This is a genomic window from Bacillus sp. FSL R5-0576, assembly GCF_038004765.1.
Classification (GTDB): Bacteria; Bacillota; Bacilli; order Bacillales; family Bacillaceae; genus Bacillus; species Bacillus subtilis.
The window spans coordinates 2,732,691-2,752,570 of the sequence record NZ_JBBORU010000001.1; the positions used below are offsets into that span (position 1 = coordinate 2,732,691).

At 44.5% G+C, this 19,880-nt stretch carries 22 protein-coding genes; 2 read left to right on the forward strand and 20 right to left on the reverse strand.

What is annotated here, in order from left to right:
* Nucleotides 1–10: 10 nt before the first annotated feature.
* Complete coding sequence (gene snaA / locus NX903_RS14060) at nt 11–547, reverse strand: N-acetyltransferase SnaA (RefSeq protein WP_003245971.1); 537 nt, start codon at nt 545–547, stop codon at nt 11–13.
* 152 nt (nt 548–699) lie between these two features.
* On the opposite strand from snaA, the gene ytlI reads away from it, so the two are divergent.
* The gene (gene ytlI, locus NX903_RS14065; RefSeq protein WP_024572164.1) at nt 700–1,626 is read left to right on the forward strand and encodes a LysR family transcriptional regulator YtlI; all 927 of its coding nucleotides are present in this window, start codon (nt 700–702) and stop codon (nt 1,624–1,626) included.
* A 50-nt stretch (nt 1,627–1,676) separates the two neighbouring features.
* Here ytlI and NX903_RS14070 read toward each other — a convergent pair whose 3' ends face one another.
* The 14 genes from NX903_RS14070 to sppA form a co-directional block, all read right to left on the reverse strand.
* A complete protein-coding gene (locus tag NX903_RS14070) occupies nt 1,677–2,360 on the reverse strand; it encodes a metal-dependent hydrolase (RefSeq protein ID WP_003245964.1) in 684 nt (227 codons plus the stop codon).
* 62 nt (nt 2,361–2,422) lie between these two features.
* Entirely contained in the window at nt 2,423–3,190 is a 768-nt protein-coding gene (locus tag NX903_RS14075; protein ID WP_004398521.1) for an SDR family oxidoreductase, read from the reverse strand.
* Between the two features lie 126 nt (nt 3,191–3,316).
* Complete coding sequence (locus tag NX903_RS14080; protein ID WP_009967976.1) at nt 3,317–3,448, reverse strand: hypothetical protein; 132 nt, start codon at nt 3,446–3,448, stop codon at nt 3,317–3,319.
* Between the two features lie 64 nt (nt 3,449–3,512).
* Nucleotides 3,513–4,898: an argininosuccinate lyase gene (gene argH / locus NX903_RS14085; protein WP_003229359.1), complete on the reverse strand. Its 1,386-nt coding sequence runs from the start codon at nt 4,896–4,898 to the stop codon at nt 3,513–3,515.
* Nucleotides 4,895–6,106: an argininosuccinate synthase gene (locus NX903_RS14090; RefSeq protein ID WP_003229357.1), complete on the reverse strand. Its 1,212-nt coding sequence runs from the start codon at nt 6,104–6,106 to the stop codon at nt 4,895–4,897. Before NX903_RS14090 ends, argH begins: the two co-directional genes overlap by 4 nt.
* Before the next feature lie 169 nt (nt 6,107–6,275).
* Nucleotides 6,276–6,788, reverse strand: a complete 513-nt coding sequence (locus NX903_RS14095; RefSeq protein ID WP_003229354.1) for a MogA/MoaB family molybdenum cofactor biosynthesis protein — start codon at nt 6,786–6,788, stop codon at nt 6,276–6,278.
* An 84-nt stretch (nt 6,789–6,872) separates the two neighbouring features.
* A complete protein-coding gene (locus tag NX903_RS14100) occupies nt 6,873–8,060 on the reverse strand; it encodes an acetate kinase (protein ID WP_003223511.1) in 1,188 nt (395 codons plus the stop codon).
* 172 nt (nt 8,061–8,232) lie between these two features.
* Nucleotides 8,233–8,436 (reverse strand): hypothetical protein, encoded by a 204-nt coding sequence (locus tag NX903_RS14105; protein ID WP_119899691.1) that lies wholly within the window; start codon nt 8,434–8,436, stop codon nt 8,233–8,235.
* Nucleotides 8,408–9,397, reverse strand: coding sequence for a class I SAM-dependent methyltransferase (locus NX903_RS14110; protein ID WP_086344197.1), 990 nt, complete (start codon nt 9,395–9,397; stop codon nt 8,408–8,410). The genes NX903_RS14105 and NX903_RS14110 overlap by 29 nt, the downstream gene beginning before the upstream one ends.
* A 60-nt stretch (nt 9,398–9,457) precedes the next feature.
* A complete protein-coding gene (gene tpx / locus NX903_RS14115) occupies nt 9,458–9,961 on the reverse strand; it encodes a thiol peroxidase (RefSeq protein ID WP_003223506.1) in 504 nt (167 codons plus the stop codon).
* Between the two features lie 109 nt (nt 9,962–10,070).
* A complete protein-coding gene (gene ytfJ / locus NX903_RS14120) occupies nt 10,071–10,526 on the reverse strand; it encodes a GerW family sporulation protein (RefSeq protein ID WP_003223504.1) in 456 nt (151 codons plus the stop codon).
* A gap of 13 nt (nt 10,527–10,539) precedes the next feature.
* Complete coding sequence (locus tag NX903_RS14125; protein ID WP_004399127.1) at nt 10,540–11,220, reverse strand: DUF2953 domain-containing protein; 681 nt, start codon at nt 11,218–11,220, stop codon at nt 10,540–10,542.
* A 74-nt stretch (nt 11,221–11,294) separates the two neighbouring features.
* The gene (locus NX903_RS14130) at nt 11,295–11,789 is read right to left on the reverse strand and encodes an RDD family protein (protein WP_014477652.1); all 495 of its coding nucleotides are present in this window, start codon (nt 11,787–11,789) and stop codon (nt 11,295–11,297) included.
* Between the two features lie 12 nt (nt 11,790–11,801).
* Nucleotides 11,802–12,809, reverse strand: coding sequence for a signal peptide peptidase SppA (sppA, locus tag NX903_RS14135; protein ID WP_043857045.1), 1,008 nt, complete (start codon nt 12,807–12,809; stop codon nt 11,802–11,804).
* Between the two features lie 185 nt (nt 12,810–12,994).
* Here sppA and NX903_RS14140 point away from each other — a divergent pair, with 185 nt between their 5' ends.
* Nucleotides 12,995–13,798, forward strand: a complete 804-nt coding sequence (locus tag NX903_RS14140) for an NAD kinase (RefSeq protein WP_086344198.1) — start codon at nt 12,995–12,997, stop codon at nt 13,796–13,798.
* Nucleotides 13,799–13,829: 31 nt separating this feature from the next.
* On the opposite strand, the gene NX903_RS14145 is transcribed toward NX903_RS14140, so the two are convergent.
* From NX903_RS14145 to NX903_RS14165, 5 genes are all read right to left on the reverse strand, one after another.
* Nucleotides 13,830–15,419 (reverse strand): amidohydrolase, encoded by a 1,590-nt coding sequence (locus NX903_RS14145; RefSeq protein WP_086344199.1) that lies wholly within the window; start codon nt 15,417–15,419, stop codon nt 13,830–13,832.
* A gap of 19 nt (nt 15,420–15,438) precedes the next feature.
* Nucleotides 15,439–17,028 carry an acyl-CoA synthetase MbcS gene (gene mbcS / locus NX903_RS14150; RefSeq protein WP_015714519.1) on the reverse strand — a complete coding sequence of 530 codons (1,590 nt, stop codon included), beginning with the start codon at nt 17,026–17,028 and terminating at the stop codon, nt 15,439–15,441.
* Nucleotides 17,029–17,206: 178 nt separating this feature from the next.
* Nucleotides 17,207–17,416, reverse strand: coding sequence for an alpha type acid-soluble spore protein SspA (gene sspA, locus NX903_RS14155; RefSeq protein WP_003223491.1), 210 nt, complete (start codon nt 17,414–17,416; stop codon nt 17,207–17,209).
* A 93-nt stretch (nt 17,417–17,509) separates the two neighbouring features.
* Nucleotides 17,510–18,715, reverse strand: a complete 1,206-nt coding sequence (thiI, locus tag NX903_RS14160; protein ID WP_086344200.1) for a tRNA uracil 4-sulfurtransferase ThiI — start codon at nt 18,713–18,715, stop codon at nt 17,510–17,512.
* Between the two features lie 3 nt (nt 18,716–18,718).
* Nucleotides 18,719–19,864, reverse strand: a complete 1,146-nt coding sequence (locus NX903_RS14165; protein WP_086344201.1) for a cysteine desulfurase family protein — start codon at nt 19,862–19,864, stop codon at nt 18,719–18,721.
* Nucleotides 19,865–19,880: the final 16 nt, after the last annotated feature.

Sequence of the window (19,880 nt, forward strand, 5' to 3'; positions counted from 1 at the left end):
GCTCCTCACATCATGCCCAGCTGGGCGCACCTAAAAGCGTTGGGTTAAATCGTTCCGGAATCAGAACCTTGTGCATCATCACACCTATGTCCCCGTCTTTTTCCTGCTCAAAATACACTTCATACCCTCTCCTTCTGTACATGTCAGCAAGCCAAGGATGCTTGCGCGCGGATGTGCCGAGTGTCAGCGCAGGAGCCTTCAGCATATCTCGAAGCACTTTTTCTTCAACATACGTAAGCAGCTTACTTCCGGCGCCTTGCCCTTTATATTCCGGCAGTGTCGCAAACCACCACACAAATGGATATTTTGAAGGAGGCGTCTCACTCTCCCACGGGAACCTGATTGTAATCGTTGAAATCAGCTTCCCATCCCGCTCCAGCACAATCGCTGAATGATGTTCAATATTTTCTGATACCATTTGGATATCAGCTCTCGTGGATGGCCAATCAATATCCAGCTGCCGAATGGGCTGAAATGCGCTGTTAACCAGTTTCAACAGCTCCGATGCATCTTCAACAGTTGCCAGTCGAAAAATATCATCACTCATTTTTGTCACTCCTCTTCACAAAATATATAATTCCTATTTGTTTACTAAGCTTTTATTGTTTATACTATAAAGCATACTCTGATCTTTGACTAATCAAAAAAAGTAAACCTTCACTTCAGTAATTTTAATGATGAAAAACAGGAGGGAGCACATTGGAGTTACGCTCAATCAAAACGTTTCATACGATTGTAAAATTTGGAAGCTTCTATAAAGCTGCAGAAATACTCAACTACTCGCAGCCGACGATATCGATGCGTATGAAGCAATTGGAGCAAGATTTAGGCGTACTGCTGTTTGAAAGAGGAAAAAGCCTGCAGTTGACAAAAGCAGGGAAACTTTTTTATGAACGAACAGGAGATCTTTTGATGCAATACGAGGCGCTTAAACACAATCTCTCCGACTTAAAGGAAGAAGAGGCAGGCATTATCAACATAGGGGTTTCAGAGCCAACCGCCAGTCTGATATTCCCCGAGATTTTAAAGGATTTCTTAAAGGATTACCCAAAGATAACGGTTAATATCAAGGTTGATGACGCCAATACCTGCAGTCAAAAGCTTTTAGACGGGACGATTGATTTTGCAGTCTGCGGCGAGCCGGAGCTGATTCTTGAAAATTACTACCATCCATTTTTTTATGACACATTAAATGTGATTATATCTGATCAACATCCGCTCGCTGAGAAGAAGGCTGTCCATTTGTCTGATTTAGCAGAAGAGCGCTTCATATTTACGCCCGCCAATTGCCCCATTCGCTTACAAATTGAACAGCATTTACATAGAGAACTCGGGAATCGCTACAAAAAAATGGAGCTCACAAGCAGCATGTCACATGAATATTACGTACGTGAAAACATCGGAATTTCAATCTTTACCAGCACCGCACATTCTAAACCGTTCAACGGCACTAAAGTTATTCCAATTCTGAACCTGGATATCACCCCGCCCATAGGGCTGTTGACAAATCAAAAAGAAGTTCATTTTGACCGCGCCACGAAGGACTTGATCGCCCGGATAACCAAACGTTTTCAGCAGCGCAGCAAAGAATTGGAAGGAACCTCTGATAAGACCATTACAGGATAACTGAAAAAATAAAAACCACCTCCTGATTCATCAGGAGATGGTTTCACGGTTTAAAGCTCGATCGTCTCACCGACCGACATGACTTTGCCGACTCCGCCCGGCAGGCTGTCAGCGAATGCTTCTGGGTCTTGTTCGATGACCGGGAATGTATTGTAATGCACCGGCACGACCTGTTTTGCGCGCAGCCATTCAGCGGCAAGCTTGGCGTCTTCAGGCCCCATCGTAAAGTTATCGCCAATCGGCAGGAAAGCAAGGTCGATATGATTCAATTCGCCAATGAGTTTCATATCAGAGAAAAGAGCCGTATCGCCCGCGTGGAAAATCGTTTTATCCTCTACAGTCAGCAAAATACCGGCAGGCATGCCTGTGTAAGTGATCGTTTTGTTTTCTTCATCTGTGATGGCTGATCCATGAAAGGCCTGTGTGAGCTTCACTTTTCCAAAATCGAACTGGCGGGAGCCGCCGATGTGCATTGGATGAACATTCAAGCCTTTCCAGCCTAAGTACACAGCGAGCTCGTTCGGTGCTATAACCAGCGCGTTATTTTGCTTGGCGATTTGTTCAGTATCACCGACATGGTCATTGTGGCCGTGCGTTAGTAAGATGACATCCGCTTTTACATCCTCCGGCTTTATATCCGTTAATGAATTCCCTGTTAAAAACGGATCAAAAATAATATGATGGTCCTTCGTTTCCACTGTGATTACAGAATGTCCGTGATATGTCACTTTCATTTCTTTCACCTCGTCACATGATTTTGATTTTTTTATTTTCCCTTTTTAAAAAGCTGAAAAACTTATGTTGTTTGATTCTTGTTAATGACATTGAGGCCTCCGGTGGCTTCAATGACAGTCCCTGTCACAAGGTCTGAGTTCTCCTCACACAAGAAAGCGATAATCCGGGCGATATCCTCGCCTGTACCGGATCTTCCTATCGGCGTTTTTTCTTTGCCAATTCGCATTCTGGCTTCCTCTATCGATGCTTCTTTCATGTCGCCGACAATGTCTCCCGGGCAAACCATGTTGGCGGTTATGCCGAATTCGGCTTCTTCAATGGCAATTGTCTTCGTCAAAGAAGCCAAGCCCACTTTCGCAGCGCCAAATGCCGATCGGTGAAGCCAGCCGGGCGCGTGAGCCGCACCTTGGAATCCGTACGTAATGATGCGTCCAAATTGCTGTTTTCTCATAATAGGAATAACCGCTTTGAATAAATGAAAGACGGCGCTTAAATTTCCTTCCAGCATGCCATACCATTCATCATCAGTATAATCGGCTAACTTTTTACGTTCAAATATGTATGGTCCAGCGTTGTTAATCAAAAAGTCGATCCTTCCGAAGCGGTTTAAGGCAGCCTCTGCAATACGCAGCAGATCTTCTTTTTTGGTGACATCACCTTTTACAAATTGCAGCCGGTCAAGACAATCGGGACAGGCTTCCTTCAGGCGGCTGACTGCCTCCTCATCCTGTCTGTAATTGACTGTTACTGAATACCCCTTTGCAAGCAACGTTTCAGTCACTTTGCGGCCTAAACCCTTCGAACCGGCAGTAATTAAAGCATGTCGCACATGAATACCTCCCAAAGCAACGTCGCCGCTTTCAATAAAGTGTTTCTTCTTCTACTTTACTATAAAAGGCTTGCAATATCACTTTTTACACTTTGGCATACAAAAAAAGCTGTCTGTACAGACAGCTTATTCTGCAGGAGATGAAGACTCCTGATCAGGCATATCGACATAACCGCTTTGATATGCTTCTGAAATGAGCCTTGTTGTCTCCTGGCTTTCTTGTTCATCATAAATATAGCGTTCCGGTTCTTTTTTCATCATTCTGCCTCCCATCATTATAGAGGTAGGTTGGCTATAATGACGGGATTTTATGAAGGAAATTTTAACAAACTCCTGCTGCCACGCAAGCTTTCGCTTTTTCAAGCGCCTGTTCCACCTGTTTGAATCCGGTGCCCCCGGCGCTCATTCTTTTTTCAACTGCGTAGTAAGGGTCTAACACAGTGTAAATATCTTCTTCGAATAGTGTGCTCGCCTGCTGAAACTCGCCAAACGGCATATCGCTTAAATAGATCCCTCTTTCGATGCATGTGTACACAAGTTTCCCGACCACTTCATGCGCTTCTCTGAACGGCATTCCTTTTTTAGCTAAATAATCGGCCAGTTCCGTCGCGTTTGAAAAGTCTTGTTTTGTTGCTTGCTTCATGACGTCTTTGTTTACAGTCATTGTTTGGATCATGCCTGTGAAGATTTGCAGGCTGCCCTCCACCGTTTTCACCGTGTCAAACATGCCCTCTTTGTCTTCCTGCAGATCTTTGTTGTAAGCGAGCGGAAGTCCTTTCATGATCGTAAACAGACCCATCATATCGCCGTATACGCGCCCTGTTTTGCCGCGGATCAGCTCCGCCATATCAGGATTTTTCTTTTGCGGCATCATGCTGCTTCCTGTTGCGTACGTATCGTCAAGCTCGATGAATTTAAACTCCTGCGAGCACCATAAAATGATTTCTTCAGAGAACCGGGATAGGTGCATCATCAGCATACTGCTGTTGCTTAAAAACTCCAAAATGAAGTCTCTGTCGCTGACGCCGTCCAAGCTGTTTTCATAAATGGAATCAAAGCCGAGCAGTTCCGCTGAATAATCACGGTCGATTGGGAAGGTTGTTCCCGCGAGCGCCCCGCAGCCGAGCGGAGATTTGTTAATCCGCTTCATCGAATCCTGAAAACGCTCCTTGTCGCGCTCAAGCATCCAGAAATACGCAAGCAGATGGTGAGCGAATGAAATCGGCTGGGCACGCTGCAAATGTGTGTAGCCCGGCAGAATCGTTTCAACGTTCGCTTCCGCCTTTTCGATCAGCGCACTTTGGAATGCCTCAATCAGCTCGATGATGTGGCCGACATGATTCTTCAAGTATAAATGCATGTCAGTCGCCACCTGGTCATTCCGGCTTCTGCCGGTATGCAGCTTGCCGCCAAGAGGACCGATTTCGTCAATGAGCATTTTCTCAATATTCAAATGAATATCCTCATAATCGACTGAGAATTCCAATGCTCCCTCGTCTGCTTTTTGCAAAAGGGTATTCAGGCCCTCTCGGATTTTCAGCTCTTCTTCTGCTGTCAGAATACCGCATTTTTTCAGCATGGCAGCATGTGCGAGAGACCCTGTAATGTCTTCAGCAACTAAATTTTGGTCAAATGATATGGACGCGCCGAACTCGTCGACCCATTTTTCCGGTGTTTTTTGAAATCGGCCTCCCCAAAGCTTCTTCATGCTTTAATCTGCTCCTTCTTTTTCACGATGCTGTTCACTTTTGTCGGAAGTCCCCAAAGCTCGATAAATCCGATTGCTGCATGGTGATCAAATGCATCGTCTTTTGTATATGTTGCAAGTTTTTCATCATATAGAGAGTATTCCGATTTACGTCCTTCTACAATTGCATGGCCTTTAAACAGCTTCACGCGGACAATGCCTGTGACATGCTTTTGCGTTTCTTTTAAGAAAGCGTGCAGCGCGTCTTTTAACGGTGAGAACCATAAGCCGTTGTAAATGATTTCTGACATTTTTTGCTCGATGATCGGTTTAAAGTGGGCTACCTCTTTCACCAGTGTCAAATCTTCTAATTCTTTATGCGCTTTGATCAGTGTCATCGCACCAGGGCATTCGTATACTTCCCGGGATTTAATGCCAACGAGGCGGTTTTCCACGTGGTCGATACGTCCGACACCGTGCGCGCCCGCCATTTCATTCAGCTTCAAGATCAGCTCAGAAAGCGAGTAGGAAACACCGTCAATGGAGACAGGCACGCCTTGTTCAAATGCAATTTCAATCACTTCCGGCGTGTCCGGCGTTTTTTCCAGCGGAGCTGTTAAATCGTATGCACCTTCTGGCGGCGCCGCCCATGGATCTTCTAAAATACCGCACTCATTGGCGCGTCCCCAGAGGTTTTGGTCGATAGAATACGGGCTGTCAAGATTGATCGGAATCGGAATGCCGCGGCTAGCCGCATATTCAATTTCTTCTTCACGTGACCACTGCCATTCGCGAACCGGCGCGATGACTTCTAGGTCAGGGTTTAATGATTTAATGGAGACTTCGAAACGAACCTGGTCATTTCCTTTCCCTGTGCATCCGTGGGCAATCGCCTGTGCATCTTCTTTTTCCGCAATTTCAACCAGTTTTTTCGCGATCAGCGGTCGAGATAATGCCGAAACAAGCGGGTATTTTCCTTCATACATTGTGTGGGCCTGCAAAGAGATAAGCGCGTAATCCTGTGCAAATTCTTCTTTTGCATCGATCACGTAGGAGTTTGTCGCGCCGACTTCAAGCGCTTTCTGCTGAACAAATGCCAAATCTTTGCCCTCACCGACATCCAGGCAGCAGGCGATTACATTATATCCTTGCTCCTGAAGCCATTTTATTGCGACGGAAGTATCAAGACCTCCTGAGTATGCTAATACGACTTTTTTCTGTTCTGACATGATAAAAATCCCCTCTCAACCGTGTTTCTATTTTGTATAAAAATAAATTATATTTAATAAAAATACATTTTGTATGTATACACTTTAACAAGTACGTTTCGTTTTTTCAAGCCTTTTATAAAAAAAACTTCACCTGAATTTCAGGTGAAGTTTCATAGTATTTATTCATTTACTTGTCTTTTCTGATTTCTCTGACCACATGCGCAAGTTCGGGAATAATCAGCTTATTCATTGCCAGCTTTACTGCGCCGCTTGAGCCTGGCGTTGAGAAAACAGCGGTATGCTGAATGACGCCGGCAGTTGCTCTCGACATGATTGCGGCAGAGCCGATATCCTCTGTATAACTCAGCATCCTGAATATTTCTCCAAAGCCGGGCAGTTCTTTCGAAAACAGCGGCGTTATGGCTTCAATTGTGACATCACGATCTGCTATGCCTGTCCCTCCGTTTAAGAGTACCGCGTCTGTCTGTTCATCCATGCAGCCCGCAAGCACTGACCGCTGCAAAGCATCCTTTTCGTCTTTTACAATTTCATATGCAGCAATATGATGACCGGCTTCTTCTAAAAATGAGATCATCAGCTTGCCGCTTTTATCGGTTTCCTCTGTCCTCGTGTCACTGACAGTAATCACTTTGCACCGAACGATATCGGGAGCTTCTTGTTTATGCTCTTGAACGCTCATAGGCCCACCTCTTTTATGTTTTCTGTCTGTCACTATCATGCATCAACAAAAAAGCACATTCAAGAGAATGTGCTTTCATGCGATTTATTTTGCTAAACGAACAACGTCGCGCGCAATCATGACTTCTTCATCAGTCGGAATGATCATGACTTTTACTGGAGAATGCGGATAGCTGATGAAAGCTTCCTCGCCGCGCACGTTATTAAGCGCAGGATCCCAGTATACGCCCATGAATTCTAAACCGCGAAGAACGCGTTCTCTGACTTCCACACTGTTTTCACCGATACCGGCAGTAAAGATGATCGCATCTACACCGCTCATTCTTGCAGCGTAAGAACCGATGTATTTGTGGATTCTGCTTGCGAATACTTCAAGAGCCGTTTCCGCGCGCTCATTTCCTTCTTTCGTTGCTTCGACGATGTCACGAAGATCGCTTGAGAAACCGGAAATGCCGAGCAGTCCGCTTTTTTTGTTTAATGTATTCAATACTTCGTCAGCCGTTTGGCCTGTTTTCTCCATGATGTATGGAATCAGGGCAGGGTCGATGTTTCCAGAACGTGTACCCATTGCTACACCGGCAAGCGGCGTAAAGCCCATGGATGTGTCAATTGATTTTCCGCCTTCAACAGCCGCAATACTTGCTCCGTTTCCAAGGTGGCAGGAAATCAGGCGCAAGTCTTTTAACGGACGGCCGAGAAGCTCTGCCGCACGCTCAGTTACATATTTATGTGAAGTGCCGTGGAAGCCGTATTTACGGATGCCGAATTTTTCATAGTATTCATACGGCAAGCTGTACAGGTAAGACTGCTCAGGCATTGTTTGGTGGAATGCCGTATCAAATACAGCTACCGCAGGAACATTTGGAAGCACTTCTTTGAACGCTTTAATTCCAACGATATTTGCCGGATTGTGAAGCGGTGCCAATTCAGAAATATCTTCGATTTCCTTAATGGTTTCATCCGTTAATAAAACAGAATCGCTGAATTTTTCTCCGCCGTGAACGACACGATGGCCAATTCCGTCAATTTCATTCAAGTCTTTAATAATGCCGAATTCCGTTAACTTATTCAGCAGCATTTTAACAGCTACCGCATGATCCGGAATATCAGTTACTTCTGTATTTTTTTCGCCGTTCACAGAAATTGTGAATACACTGTCGGCGATACCGATTCGTTCAACTAAACCCTTCGTTAAAACGGTTTCTGAAGGCATTTCGAAAAGCTGAAATTTCAAAGACGAGCTTCCTGCGTTAATTGCAATAATTTTGGACATGATTGACGCTCCTTTATACTCTGTATCAACAACTTCGTTTTTCGTACTTTTTTCCCGGTGAATATCAACATCTTCTCCGAAAAATATCTGACTTTTCCATTTAAACATTGTCATGTCGGCTTTTCAAGTCAACTTGCGTATTGATAACGCTTACAATAAGAAGTCGTTATTTTCAGACACATTCCCTATAGATTTTGTATTGATGAACGCTTACAATTTGCGGTTTTTCCCTCTGTATTTTGTGTTTCAAAGCTGGATTCAATTCGTCAAGTCCGGTCTTCAAAAGCATAAATAAAAGCAGCTTAGGCATCGACCTCATACGGCTGCCTAAGCTGCTTTTAAAACACTTACTTTTCTTTTTTAAACCATTCATCAAATTGAGCCATCATATCAAGCATCGCCTTTTGATTGGAGAAAGACGGAAGATTCGCAAGCAGAATTTGCCCCGGCGCTTTCGTATTCTCTCCTTGTTTCTGAAGCACAAGGATGCTTTTGGCATGAGCTTCGTCTTTAAAAATAGATTTTGGCAGCTGCAACAGTGCGTTGATATGAACCTTATCTTTGAAAAACTGTTTCAGCTTGCCGCTTTGGGAGCTCTCAAACAAATGATTCGGAATCATAAAAAATAAGTAGCCGCCCGGTTTGGTATGCTTGACGCTCTGTTCAATAAACAGATGATGAGCGAAGGAATGGCCTTCGTCAGCTTTAAGCTCAAACGCTTCTGCTCCTTCGTCATTCGGATAATAGCCGACTGGCAGATCACAAATGACCGTGTCAACTGGATCGATAAACAACGGCTCAAGGCTGTCCTGGTGGAAAAGCTCAAGCTCTTTTTTCAGAAGGTTCGCTTGGGCATAGGCGATCTTCAAGAGCACATCATCAATTTCAATGCCAAAGCTGTTTGCCGTTTTTTCAGACAGCTGGTTCAGCACGGTAAACAGAAGGTTCCCAGTTCCCAAGGCTGGATCAAGAATGGTCAGTTCCTTTTTGTCCGCCATAAACTTATTCACCAAATAGCTGATGAAAAGCCCGATCGTATCCGGCGTCATTTGTCTGTTTGGATGGGAGATATCTTTCATTCCTTTAAGGACGGCAAGCTGAAAAGCCTTGCGTACCCACTCATGCTCATACGTGCCGAATTCCGCTTTTTCAAGCAGAGCCTGAAGTTGTTTGGTTTTCTGATCAGCAGGCAGTTTCAGCTGATCCGTTTTTTCAAGAAAATACATTTCTCCTGCTTCGGCCAGCGCCTCTATATATGAAATCTGCAATTCATTCTTTATCATAATCGCTGCTTCGTTTAACAGCTCATACACCGCACCTACATGGTCGTTTTGCATATTGTGTTCCTCCTTGCCATGAAAAAAGCTCCGGCGGCAGCCTGGAGCTTTTTTCCCTGCTTACTTCACTAATGCCTTAGCAGCCTCAATTGGCTTTTCATAGTTCGGGTGGTTTGTTGCTTCGCTTACATATTCAGCGTAAACGACTTTTCCATTCTCATCAAGGACAAATACGGAACGCGCAAGCAGACGAAGTTCTTTAATATACACACCGAACGCTTCGCCAAATGACATATCTCTGTGGTCAGACAGTGTTTCCACTTTGTCAATTCCGTTAGCGCCGCACCAGCGCGCTTGCGCGAATGGAAGGTCTGCACTGATTGTGTAGACGTTGACATCTCCAAGCTTTGCAGCTTCTTCGTTAAAACGGCGTGTTTGTGCATCACAAACACCTGTATCAATTGAAGGGATAACAGAAATAATCGTTACCTTTCCTTTCATGTCAGCTAACGATTTTTCTTCAAGGCTGTTAGTCAGCACTGTGAAATCAGGAGCTTGATCTCCTACCTTCACTTCTTGTCCGACAAGTGTAACCGGACCGCCTTTGAATGTAATTTCAGCCATTATAATTCCTCCCTTTTGTATGTATGTCTCTATCATAGTAAAGTTTCCTGCAAACTGCAAAGTTTATGCCAAAAAAAAGTTAACTGCGGCCAGCGCAGTTAACCTTTTTTTAATAATTCATATTGTTCATTTGGTTTTGATTTTGGCCCTGGCCTTGGTTCTTGTTATTTTTCTTGAACATTTGCTGGATGCGTTCGAGTGTTTGAGGGGCTGCGTCTAAAATTTTCTCTATTAAATGGGTATTTTCATCTAAATGAAGCATTCTGATGCCTGTCGATCCGACAATTAAAAACGCGATCGGCGTAATGGACACACCGCCCCCGCTTCCGCCTCCGAAAGGAAGTTTCTGTTCTCTTGTCTCATCGTCTTCCGATTTCTTTTCGGCCGGCTTTCCGCCAAACTCGCTTCCGCCTGCGGCGAATCCGAATCCAACTTTAGAAACAGTTAAAATCACACTTCCATCAGGCGTTTCTACTGGATCTCCGATGATGGTGTTAACATCAATCATTTCCTTCAAGTTTTCCATTGCGGTTTTCATTAAACCTTGGATGGGATGGTCTGCCATATACGCTTCCTCCTTAAACTGATGAATCATTCTTTGAAGTCATTCTAGCCGACGGATTCTTCTTTAATACGGATAGCTCCCGTCCGTATTTGACGAATTTGAAAGCTGCAAGCATAGCATGTCCAAAGCGAAAAAAGAATATACACTGAAAATGGGTCTTGGAAACAGGGACTTGAAACGACGGGATCACCTCATAGACAGGTTTATTCACAAAGTCCAGGTGGTCGTAGAGCATTGCTGCGATACCGCCTTTCACACCCCATACAGCACCTGTTAACACACCTGTCACTGCCGCGTCCTGAATTCCGATTACTGTAACCCATTCTAGTTTTGTGATATGTAAATGCGCGAGAAAAGACGCGCTGATTTTCCGTAGTCTGGTGACCTGATGCAAAAGCATTTCGATTTTATTAATGCTTTGCTGCACATCGTTTTGTGTAATTTTTTTCTTTCCGCTGCTTTTTTTCATTTTGGATTCAGTTTTTTGTTTGATATCCACTGTTCCGTCTTCTTTGTTCACCTTAATCGCCGGGATTGTTTTTTTGATCCTTATAAGGCCAAACAGCGCCGTAATCTTCAAAGTCAATTTGTCATTATCATCGGCATGAAGATACTCCAGCGCGACATGGATTTTCATTCTGAGAAGCAGTACGATCCCTATGAGAATAAGAATGGCTGTCAGTACATACACCATATTCTTCACTTCCTCTAGGAGCATTATCGCCAATTCCTAAAAAAATAAACCCGGACGGAGGTCCGGGTTTTCGGTTATTTGCGGTATAATTTTTCATGCACCACGGTGGTATCCGCGATGTAATCATGAATCCCTTGTTTTGTAGGTGAAAAAGCAACAACGATATATAAAATCCAAATCTTATCAATATACCGTCCAACCACTTCACGAAAAATCACTGTACTCCATGTCAGCTTGCTATCTTGCTTCACAGAAACCACTTTGAGGCCGAACACCATTTTACCAAGCGTCTGCCTGAAGTATTTTGTCATTAGTGCGAAATAGGCAAGATACACAATAAGCGTTGTCACACTGTAGGCCGAGAAGGTAAACATGCCGGATGTTTTCGGCAGATCCAATACGGTAAAGAGGGGAGAAACGAGCAAATGGTTTAATCCCCATATCACGAGCCAATCAAGCAGGAAAGCCCAGAAACGAACCCAAAAGCCAGCATAGGCATGTGTCAGCTGCTCCGCTTCTTGCGGGCCTTTGATGTCATTGCGCTCTAACTCTTCATATGTCGCGTCCATTATTGTTCCCTCCTACTTCGCATAGAGATACATCATTCTCGGCGAACCGGATTGCGATAGAATTTCTCTCATATTCAAAAAATCAATTTCACTTTTAAACATTTTGTTCGCACCCATGGAAAACAGTGAGCCTAATCCGAAGCTTTCCTCATAAGAAATGACAGAGGCGTTTTTCAAATCCTTGTGATCCTTTTTCATGGCCGTAATGGTATCGTCATAAAAACCAAGCTCATCAACGAGGTTCAGTTTTTTCGCCTGCCGTCCGTCATACACGCGGCCGTCCGCAATTTTCTTTACCTCTGCTTTCGGCATGCCGCGCCCTTTTGAAATGACATCAACAAAGCCTTCATACGAATTATCAACCATCGATTGCATGATGTTTTTTTCTTCTTTCGTCATCTCACGGGAAGGAGACATAATGTCCTTATGGGCCCCGCTCTTAATCGTTTCAAAAGAAATGCCAAGCTTATCGGCAAGCTTTGAATAATTGACGCTTTCCATAATGACGCCGAGTGACCCGGTCAGGGTTTCCGGTGTCGCAAAAATCTTATCAGCCGCTGTTGAGATGTAATAGCCTCCTGATGCTGCCATCGAACCCATTGACACGTAAATCGGTTTTTTAGTTTCTTTCTTGATTTCTTCCAGTTTCTTATGTATTTCAGCACTTTCATACACTCCGCCACCCGGAGAATTCACCTTCAGAACGATACCTTTGACCGCCTTGTCATCTTTTGCGCGCTCAAGGTTTTTTAAGAACGTTCTGTGGTTATATCCGTCTGCACCAAGCAGACTGCTTGAGTCCCCATTATCCTGAATGGTGCCGCTGACCTCTAATACGGCAATTTTACTTGAGAGACTGCCGTTTTCCAGCGTCTTTTCCTGCGATTCATCCGTCAGTGATGTGAGATCCGTTTGAGCGCCTTTGACGCTTTCAAAGAAACTCATAGAGATGCTGACGATAATAGACACGCCGAAAATCCCCAGAGCAATCACTAATGCAATCCATCTTTTTGCATTCATTTTTTCTCCTCCTTTTTCCCAAACTCTCTCATTATACGATTCAATATGAAAAATGTTTCAATTAATGAGAAAGCTCCGGCTTAACGGGCTGCCGGCAAACGTGGTACACTTATGGCCAAAGGTATTTTATCACAAATACTGGATGGCAGAAAAACTTAAATATGACAGCAAAGGGGAAATGGGATATGACCGATCAACGCCGTAATGTTTATTTTTTTCACAAACAGGATCAGGAAACAAACGAACAAGCCCGCTCGTTAACACAATTGGCTAAAGAGCATGGATTTACCGTTGTGAACCAGCACTCAGACGCCAATATTATCGCTAGCATTGGCGGGGACGGCACATTTTTGCAGGCAGTCCGAAAGACAAATTTTCGTGACGACTGCTTGTACGTCGGCATTACCAAAAAGGGGAAAGCTCATTTATATTGCGACTTTCATAGTGATGAGCGAGAAAAAATGGTCGATGCAATGACGTTTGAACAAATTGAAGTCAGAAAATATCCGCTGATTGAAGTGACAGTGGATAACGCTAGTCCTTTTCATTGCCTAAACGAGGTTTCCATCCGTTCAAGCATCATTAAAACCTTTGTGATGGACGTGCTGATTGACGATCTGCACTTTGAAACGTTTAGAGGTGACGGAATGATCATCTCAACGCCTACAGGCAGCACCGCCTATAACAAGTCTGTTGCAGGAGCGGTTGTTGATCCGCTGCTCCCATGCATGCAGGTATCTGAGCTTGCTTCTCTTAACAATAACACCTACCGGACACTCGGCTCGCCATTTGTCCTCAGCTCTGACCGAAAGCTGACCCTTCGTGTGGTGCAGGACGGCAACGAACACCCAATCATCGGCTTGGACAATGAAGCACTCAGCACGAGAAATGTGAAAACGATCGAAATCAAACTGTCTAATAAGAAAATCAAAACAGTCAAACTAAAGGACAATTCATTTTGGGAAAAAGTGAAGCGTACTTTTTTATAGAAAATAAAAGGACAGGCTGCTGCCTGTCCTTTTATGATTTCTCATATACAATCTGGCCGTTAATCACGGTTTTTTTAATCTCTAAAAGATGAAGCTGTGCGGGGTCAATGGCAAACGGATCACCACTGAGAACTGTAAAATCCGCGTCATAGCCTTCCGCAATTTTTCCGCGTGACTTCTCTTTATAAATGATACCGGCGCTACCTTCTGTATAAAGCTTTATCGCTTCATATACAGGTAAACATTCACTTTCATTATAGCTTGGCCCGTTTTGCTCATGACTGCTTTTCCGGAGGACCGCGGACTGGATCCCTAGAAGCGGATCAACAGGCTCAATCGGGGCGTCTGAACCGCCCGCGCATAAAATGCCTTTAGATATGAGGGTTTTCCAGGCAAATGCAGTCTTCATCCGGTCTTTTCCGAGACGGTCAATGACCCACGGAAAGTCGCTTGCAACGAAGTGCGGCTGAAGGTCAAGTGCGATCGGCATGCGTGCTGCTCTCTCGATTAATTCGTTATCAAGCACTTGAGCATGAATAAGCCGATCATGCCGGCCGTTTTTGGGCGGATGCTTTTCTATTGCGTTCAGCACTTTTTCAAAAGCAAGATCGCCGATTGCATGAACAGCAACCTCCATCCCTTTTTCTCTCGCTTTGCGAATGAGCCGGCCAAGGGTTTCGTCATCGTGAACCTGAACACCATTTGTTGATGGATCATCCTGATATGGTTCTTTCAATAAAGCCGTTCTCCCGCCAAGCGCCCCGTCCGTAAAGATTTTCATAGCACCGAACTCCACATACGGGCCGGACAGCTTCTCCAGCTGCTCCCATCGATCGACAGCTTCATGATGAACGAGCAAATGGCAGCGAAACGGATACTTTCCGCCAGCGGCAGCTTTCTCATAAGCTTTCATCGGCACCGAAACATCACCATAATAGGACAAGTCTTCCGAATGACCGCCCGTCAGGCCTTTTGTCCAGCAATCCTTTATTGCAGCCGTTAATGCCTCATCAACATAGTGTTGAGAGACTGGCGGGACAGCCTTCAGAATCAAATCCTGCGCCTTATCAAACAGGAGTCCGGACGGCTCTCCATTTGCATCTTTTACGATGACTCCGCCGTCAGGGTCAGGAGTATTTCTTGAAATTCCCGCTGCTTGAAGAGCCGCAGAATTGACAGCTATTGCATGCCGGCATATACGCTTGAGCAAGACGGGTCTGTCTGGAAACAGGCGATCAAGATCATGCTTAGTCAAGTAGTCAGGTGTCTCAAACTGATTTTCATTCCAGCCCTCTCCAATGAGCCAATCGTTTTTAGGAAGCTGCCGCTCTCTTTCCTTCGCAGCCTGTAAAATTGCATCTTTCGACGTCAGTGCGGACAGATCGAGCTGAAGCTGTTTCTCACCGTGGCCGATCAAATGTAGGTGGCTGTCAACAAAACCGGGGAACATCACTGCACCGTTCAGGCTGATTTCTTCTGTTTCCGGTGACCCGTACTTTTCCTTCAAAAGTTCATAGCTGCCGGTGCCTTTTATAACACCATCCTCAACATAAACTGCCTCAGTCCGATCGCCTTCTTCGAGCATCGTATAAATGAAACCGCCGTGCCATATCGCCTTCATTCACGTTCACTCTCTTTCTTTACGCCTTTTTATTGGCTTTGAGCTGTTCTTCACGTTTTCTTAATTCCACTCGTCTGATTTTTGCAGAAGCCGTTTTCGGCAGGCTTTCCACAAATTCAATTTCTCTAGGATATTTGTATGGAGCGGTAATCGTCTTCACATGGTTTTGCAGCATTTTGACAAGCTCATCACTGCGTTTTTCATGATTTTGCAGGACAACATATGCCTTTACGATGGAGCCTCTGATTTCATCAGGGCTTGCGACAACAGCACATTCTTTTACTTCTGGGTGCTTAACAAGCGCGTCTTCCACCTCGAAAGGCCCGATCGTATAGCCGGAGCTGATAATAATATCGTCATTTCGGCTTTCAAACCAGAAGTAACCTTCCTCATCTTTTCTTGCTCTGTCTCCCGTTAGGAAATAATCGCCGCGAATTTGTGTTTTCATTCTTTCCGGATCTTTAAAATACTCTTTAAAGAGCGCAGGCGTACTGAGGTGAACAGCGATATCGCCAACCTCACCAGGTTTGCAGATTTCACCGTCTTCATTTATGATCTCCACCTGATTTCCCGGTGTCGGTTTTCCCATGCTTCCCGGTTTAATAGGCGTATCTTTCAAAACACCAACCAAAAGCGTGCTTTCTGTTTGGCCATATCCGTCCCGTACCTTAATGCCAAAGTGCTTTTGGAAAACATCAATGACTTCACGGTTGAGCGGCTCGCCTGCGGAAACAGCGCTGTGCAGGGCAGAAAGATCAAAGCGGTCCAAGCCCTCGACCTTCGCCATTAAGCGGTATTCTGTCGGCGTACAGCAGAAAACATTGATTTTGTAGCGATTTAAAAGCTCTAGATATTTTTCTGCTTTGAATCTGCCGTGGTACACAAAACCGGTTGCTCCGCTGCCAAGCACCGCTAAAAACGGACTCCATACCCACTTTTGCCAGCCAGGGGCAGCAGTTGCCCAGACGATATCCTTTTCAGAAATGTCAAGCCAAGCGCCGGCAGAAGTTTTTAAATGAGCAAATGCCCATCCATGTGTATGTACAACACCTTTCGGCTGACCTGTTGTCCCGGATGTATAAGATAAGAAAGCCATATCATCTCTTGTTGTGTCAGCTGTTTTAAATTGGCTTCCGTCCGCTTCAATTGATAAGAGGTTTTTCCAGCCGGCATCATTTTCACCAATAGACAGTGTAATCAGTTTGTCAGCCGTACTGACATCCCGGAAAGCGCCAATAAATTCGGAGTAGACGATAGCGCCTTTTACCTCTGCATGTTCAATCCGGTATTCAAGATCTTTCGCGCGAAGCATTTCGGAGCACGGAATGACAACCATTCCTGATTTCAGGATAGCCAAATAAACAGCATAGGCTTCAAGCACCCGCGGAACCATTACAATCAGCTTGTCTCCCTTTTTAAATCCAAGATCAGCTAAGGCCGCTCCGATTTTATTTGTTTCTTCCATCAGCTTTTCATACGACCAAGATTCTTGCTTACCCGACTCGTCCTCCCACAGAAGAGCGGTTTTTTGTCCAGCGGCACTGAACTTTTCCATTTCATTCACTAAATTATATTGCATAGGGGCAATTAAATCTTCACGTTTTAACACGAACAACTCCTCACTTTCTCCACCCATTATACATAAATACAGGCTCTTTCCGTAAGGATATGCCTAAAAGCAACCTCTGTAAACATAGATTTTATAGGCCGCTGGTCCTTTTTTATATATAAAAAATGAAAAGGAGTGGGGATACCCCCACTCCTAAGCCATTATGTGAAATTGTAAATTAGAATTGTCCTCCGCCCATGTTTTGTTGAGCAAAAGATACAAGACGTTTTGTGATCTCTCCTCCAACAGAACCGTTAGCGCGAGAAGTTGTGTCTGCTCCAAGGTTTACACCGAATTCAGAAGCGATTTCTAATTTCATTTGGTCGATCGCTTGAGCAGCTCCTGGTACTAAAAGGTTGTTGCTGTTACCTGAGTTATTGTTAGCCATGTGTCTCACCTCCTTGTGAGTATAGAATGTGTCAAAACACATGGCTTCATTCAGAAAAACTTTGGTAATTGTATACAGGAGCTGAAAATTAATTTAAAAGAGTTCAGCGAATTTATCGTTAGCTTCTTGTTCGCTATACAGGGTCATTGTCTCAATGTTATCTACCGCTTCTTGAATATACGGCTCGAAATCAACAAAGCTTTCAAAGTGTTCAATTTTCTCTTTTTTAGGGCGTGTTTTCGGGCTTGGCGGTGTAAAGATCGTGCAGCAGTCTTCAAACGGCTGAATGCTTGTCTCATATGTGCCAATTTCCCGTGATTTTTCGATGATTTCTGTTTTGTCCATGGCGATTAATGGACGCAAAATCGGTGTTGACGTCACCGCATTAATTGCATACATGCTTTCAAGCGTTTGGCTCGCTACCTGACCGAGGCTTTCTCCCGTAATAATGGCAAGCCCGTTTCTCTTTTCTCTGATTCTGTCGGCGATCTGAAGCATGAGGCGGCGGGTTGCCGTCATTGTGTAATTTTCAGGAATTTGTTTTTGGATGAGCTCTTGCGTTTTTGTAAATGGAACAATATGAAGTGTCATGCTTCCCCCAAAACGGGACAGACATTTCGCCAGATCCATTACCTTTTGCTTTGCGCGCTCACTCGTGTATGGCGGGCTGAAGAAATGAACAGCTTCTACCGACAGTCCCCGTTTCATCGCATAAAAACCGGCCACAGGGCTGTCAAAACCGCCAGAAAGCATCAGCATCGCTTTTCCTGCTGAACCAACTGGCAGCCCGCCTGCACCTTTTTCATCACGAATTGTCAAAAATGTTGCTTCTTCCCTGATTTCGATTCTGAGCGGGATGTCTGGGTTGCGAACATCGACCGTCAATCCTTCTGTATTTCGCAAAATATGGCCGCCGATTTCAGCGTTCATCTGGTTTGTATCTAATTCAAATTGCTTATACGCTCTCTTTGTCGCGACTTTAAACGTATCACCTGGTTTATATTGATCTTTGATAGCCTTTAGTGCGGTTGCCCTAATATCATCAAGGCGGCTGTCACACTTAATTGCCAGGCTGAAGCTTTGAATCCCAAACACTTGCTTTAAATGAGGAAAAAGAGCCTCAGGATCCTCTCCATTTAATGTAATCGTCATACGATCCCTGTTGGAAAAGTATTTTAAATTCGGATAGTCTTTCAAAACGAGTCTGATGTTTTGTTTTAAGCGCTCAATAAAGCTTTTTCTGTTTTTGCCTTTGGTGGAAATTTCCCCAAAACGAATTAATATATGATCGTAATTCATGTTCTACCTCATCATTTCCCTTAATTTTTTGATACCAGGACGAAGCGCGTTCATAAACGGTTCTGCCACATCGCTTGTCTGGCTGTAATTTAAACTGATTCTGATGCTGCTTCCGGCAATCTGCTCTCCTTTGCCCATCTCTAAGAGAACTTTACTGGGCTTATGTTCTTTTGCCGAGCAAGCCGATGTTGTGGAGACGAAAATATCCTGTTCCTCAAGCATGTGTAAAAGCACTTCCGCTTTAATCCCCGGTACAGAGAAATTAATAATGTGCGGCGCGCTATTCATTTGAGGCGTGTTGATAACGACGCCCTCAATTTCACTCAGCCTTTTCATAAACAATTCCTTTGCGGCAGTCATCGTGTCAAGCCGTGTGTCAAAATCAGCAGAGGCCAGATTAATGGCCTTGGCAAGCGAAACCGCACCAGCAGTATGTTCTGTTCCGGCCCGTATGCCTTTTTGCTGAGAGCCTCCCGTTATGAGCGGAATAAGGCGTGTTCCTTCTTTTACAATAAGTGCGCCTGTCCCCTTTAGGCCGTGAAATTTATGCCCCGAAATTGAACATAGATCAATGCCGGCCTTTTCAATTGCCAAGGGCACTTTATAGATGCCCTGCACATAATCGACGTGAAACAAAATGTTCGAATGCTCTTTCAGCACTTCTCCTGCCTCTTCAATCGGCTGCACGGAACCGACTTCATTGTTCACATGCATCATGCTGACAAGCACAGTATCGGGACGGATGGCTGCTTTTAGTTCTTCAATAGAAACAAATCCGTCTTCATTCACAGAAAGATAAGTGATATCAAACCCGAACAACTCTTTCAGCTGTTCTAACGATTCCGTAACAGATGGATGTTCAATAGAAGTGGCAATGATATGTTTGCCTGTTTTTATCTTTGACAAAGCCGCTCCTTTTAAAGCCGCATTATTGGCTTCTGTGGCGCCTGACGTAAATACAATATCATATTTTTTTAGGCCTAAGGACCTTTTGATTTGATTTTTGGCTGCTTGAAGCAGCTGTTCCGTTTCGGCTCCATATCGGTGCAAAGATGAAGGATTGCCAAAGTATCGGCTGCTTGTCTGTTCATACACGTTCAAGACTTCATCGTAAGGCTTCGTCGTTGAACTATTATCTAAATATATCATCTTTTTTACTCCTTTA

Coding starts and splice junctions, on each gene's coding strand:
- snaA (WP_003245971.1), bottom strand. CDS start 547: ATGAGTGATGATATTTTTCGACTGGCAACTGTTGAAGATGCATCGGAG.
- NX903_RS14070 (WP_003245964.1), bottom strand. CDS start 2,360: ATGAAAGTGACATATCACGGACATTCTGTAATCACAGTGGAAACGAAG.
- NX903_RS14080 (WP_009967976.1), bottom strand. CDS start 3,448: ATGAAAAAAGAACCGGAACGCTATATTTATGATGAACAAGAAAGCCAG.
- argH (WP_003229359.1), bottom strand. CDS start 4,898: ATGAAGAAGCTTTGGGGAGGCCGATTTCAAAAAACACCGGAAAAATGG.
- NX903_RS14090 (WP_003229357.1), bottom strand. CDS start 6,106: ATGTCAGAACAGAAAAAAGTCGTATTAGCATACTCAGGAGGTCTTGAT.
- NX903_RS14095 (WP_003229354.1), bottom strand. CDS start 6,788: ATGAGCGTTCAAGAGCATAAACAAGAAGCTCCCGATATCGTTCGGTGC.
- NX903_RS14100 (WP_003223511.1), bottom strand. CDS start 8,060: ATGTCCAAAATTATTGCAATTAACGCAGGAAGCTCGTCTTTGAAATTT.
- NX903_RS14110 (WP_086344197.1), bottom strand. CDS start 9,397: ATGCAAAACGACCATGTAGGTGCGGTGTATGAGCTGTTAAACGAAGCA.
- tpx (WP_003223506.1), bottom strand. CDS start 9,961: ATGGCTGAAATTACATTCAAAGGCGGTCCGGTTACACTTGTCGGACAA.
- ytfJ (WP_003223504.1), bottom strand. CDS start 10,526: ATGGCAGACCATCCCATCCAAGGTTTAATGAAAACCGCAATGGAAAAC.
- NX903_RS14125 (WP_004399127.1), bottom strand. CDS start 11,220: ATGGTGTATGTACTGACAGCCATTCTTATTCTCATAGGGATCGTACTG.
- NX903_RS14130 (WP_014477652.1), bottom strand. CDS start 11,789: ATGGACGCGACATATGAAGAGTTAGAGCGCAATGACATCAAAGGCCCG.
- sppA (WP_043857045.1), bottom strand. CDS start 12,809: ATGAATGCAAAAAGATGGATTGCATTAGTGATTGCTCTGGGGATTTTC.
- NX903_RS14140 (WP_086344198.1), top strand. CDS start 12,995: ATGACCGATCAACGCCGTAATGTTTATTTTTTTCACAAACAGGATCAG.
- NX903_RS14145 (WP_086344199.1), bottom strand. CDS start 15,419: ATGAAGGCGATATGGCACGGCGGTTTCATTTATACGATGCTCGAAGAA.
- sspA (WP_003223491.1), bottom strand. CDS start 17,416: ATGGCTAACAATAACTCAGGTAACAGCAACAACCTTTTAGTACCAGGA.
- thiI (WP_086344200.1), bottom strand. CDS start 18,715: ATGAATTACGATCATATATTAATTCGTTTTGGGGAAATTTCCACCAAA.
- NX903_RS14165 (WP_086344201.1), bottom strand. CDS start 19,864: ATGATATATTTAGATAATAGTTCAACGACGAAGCCTTACGATGAAGTC.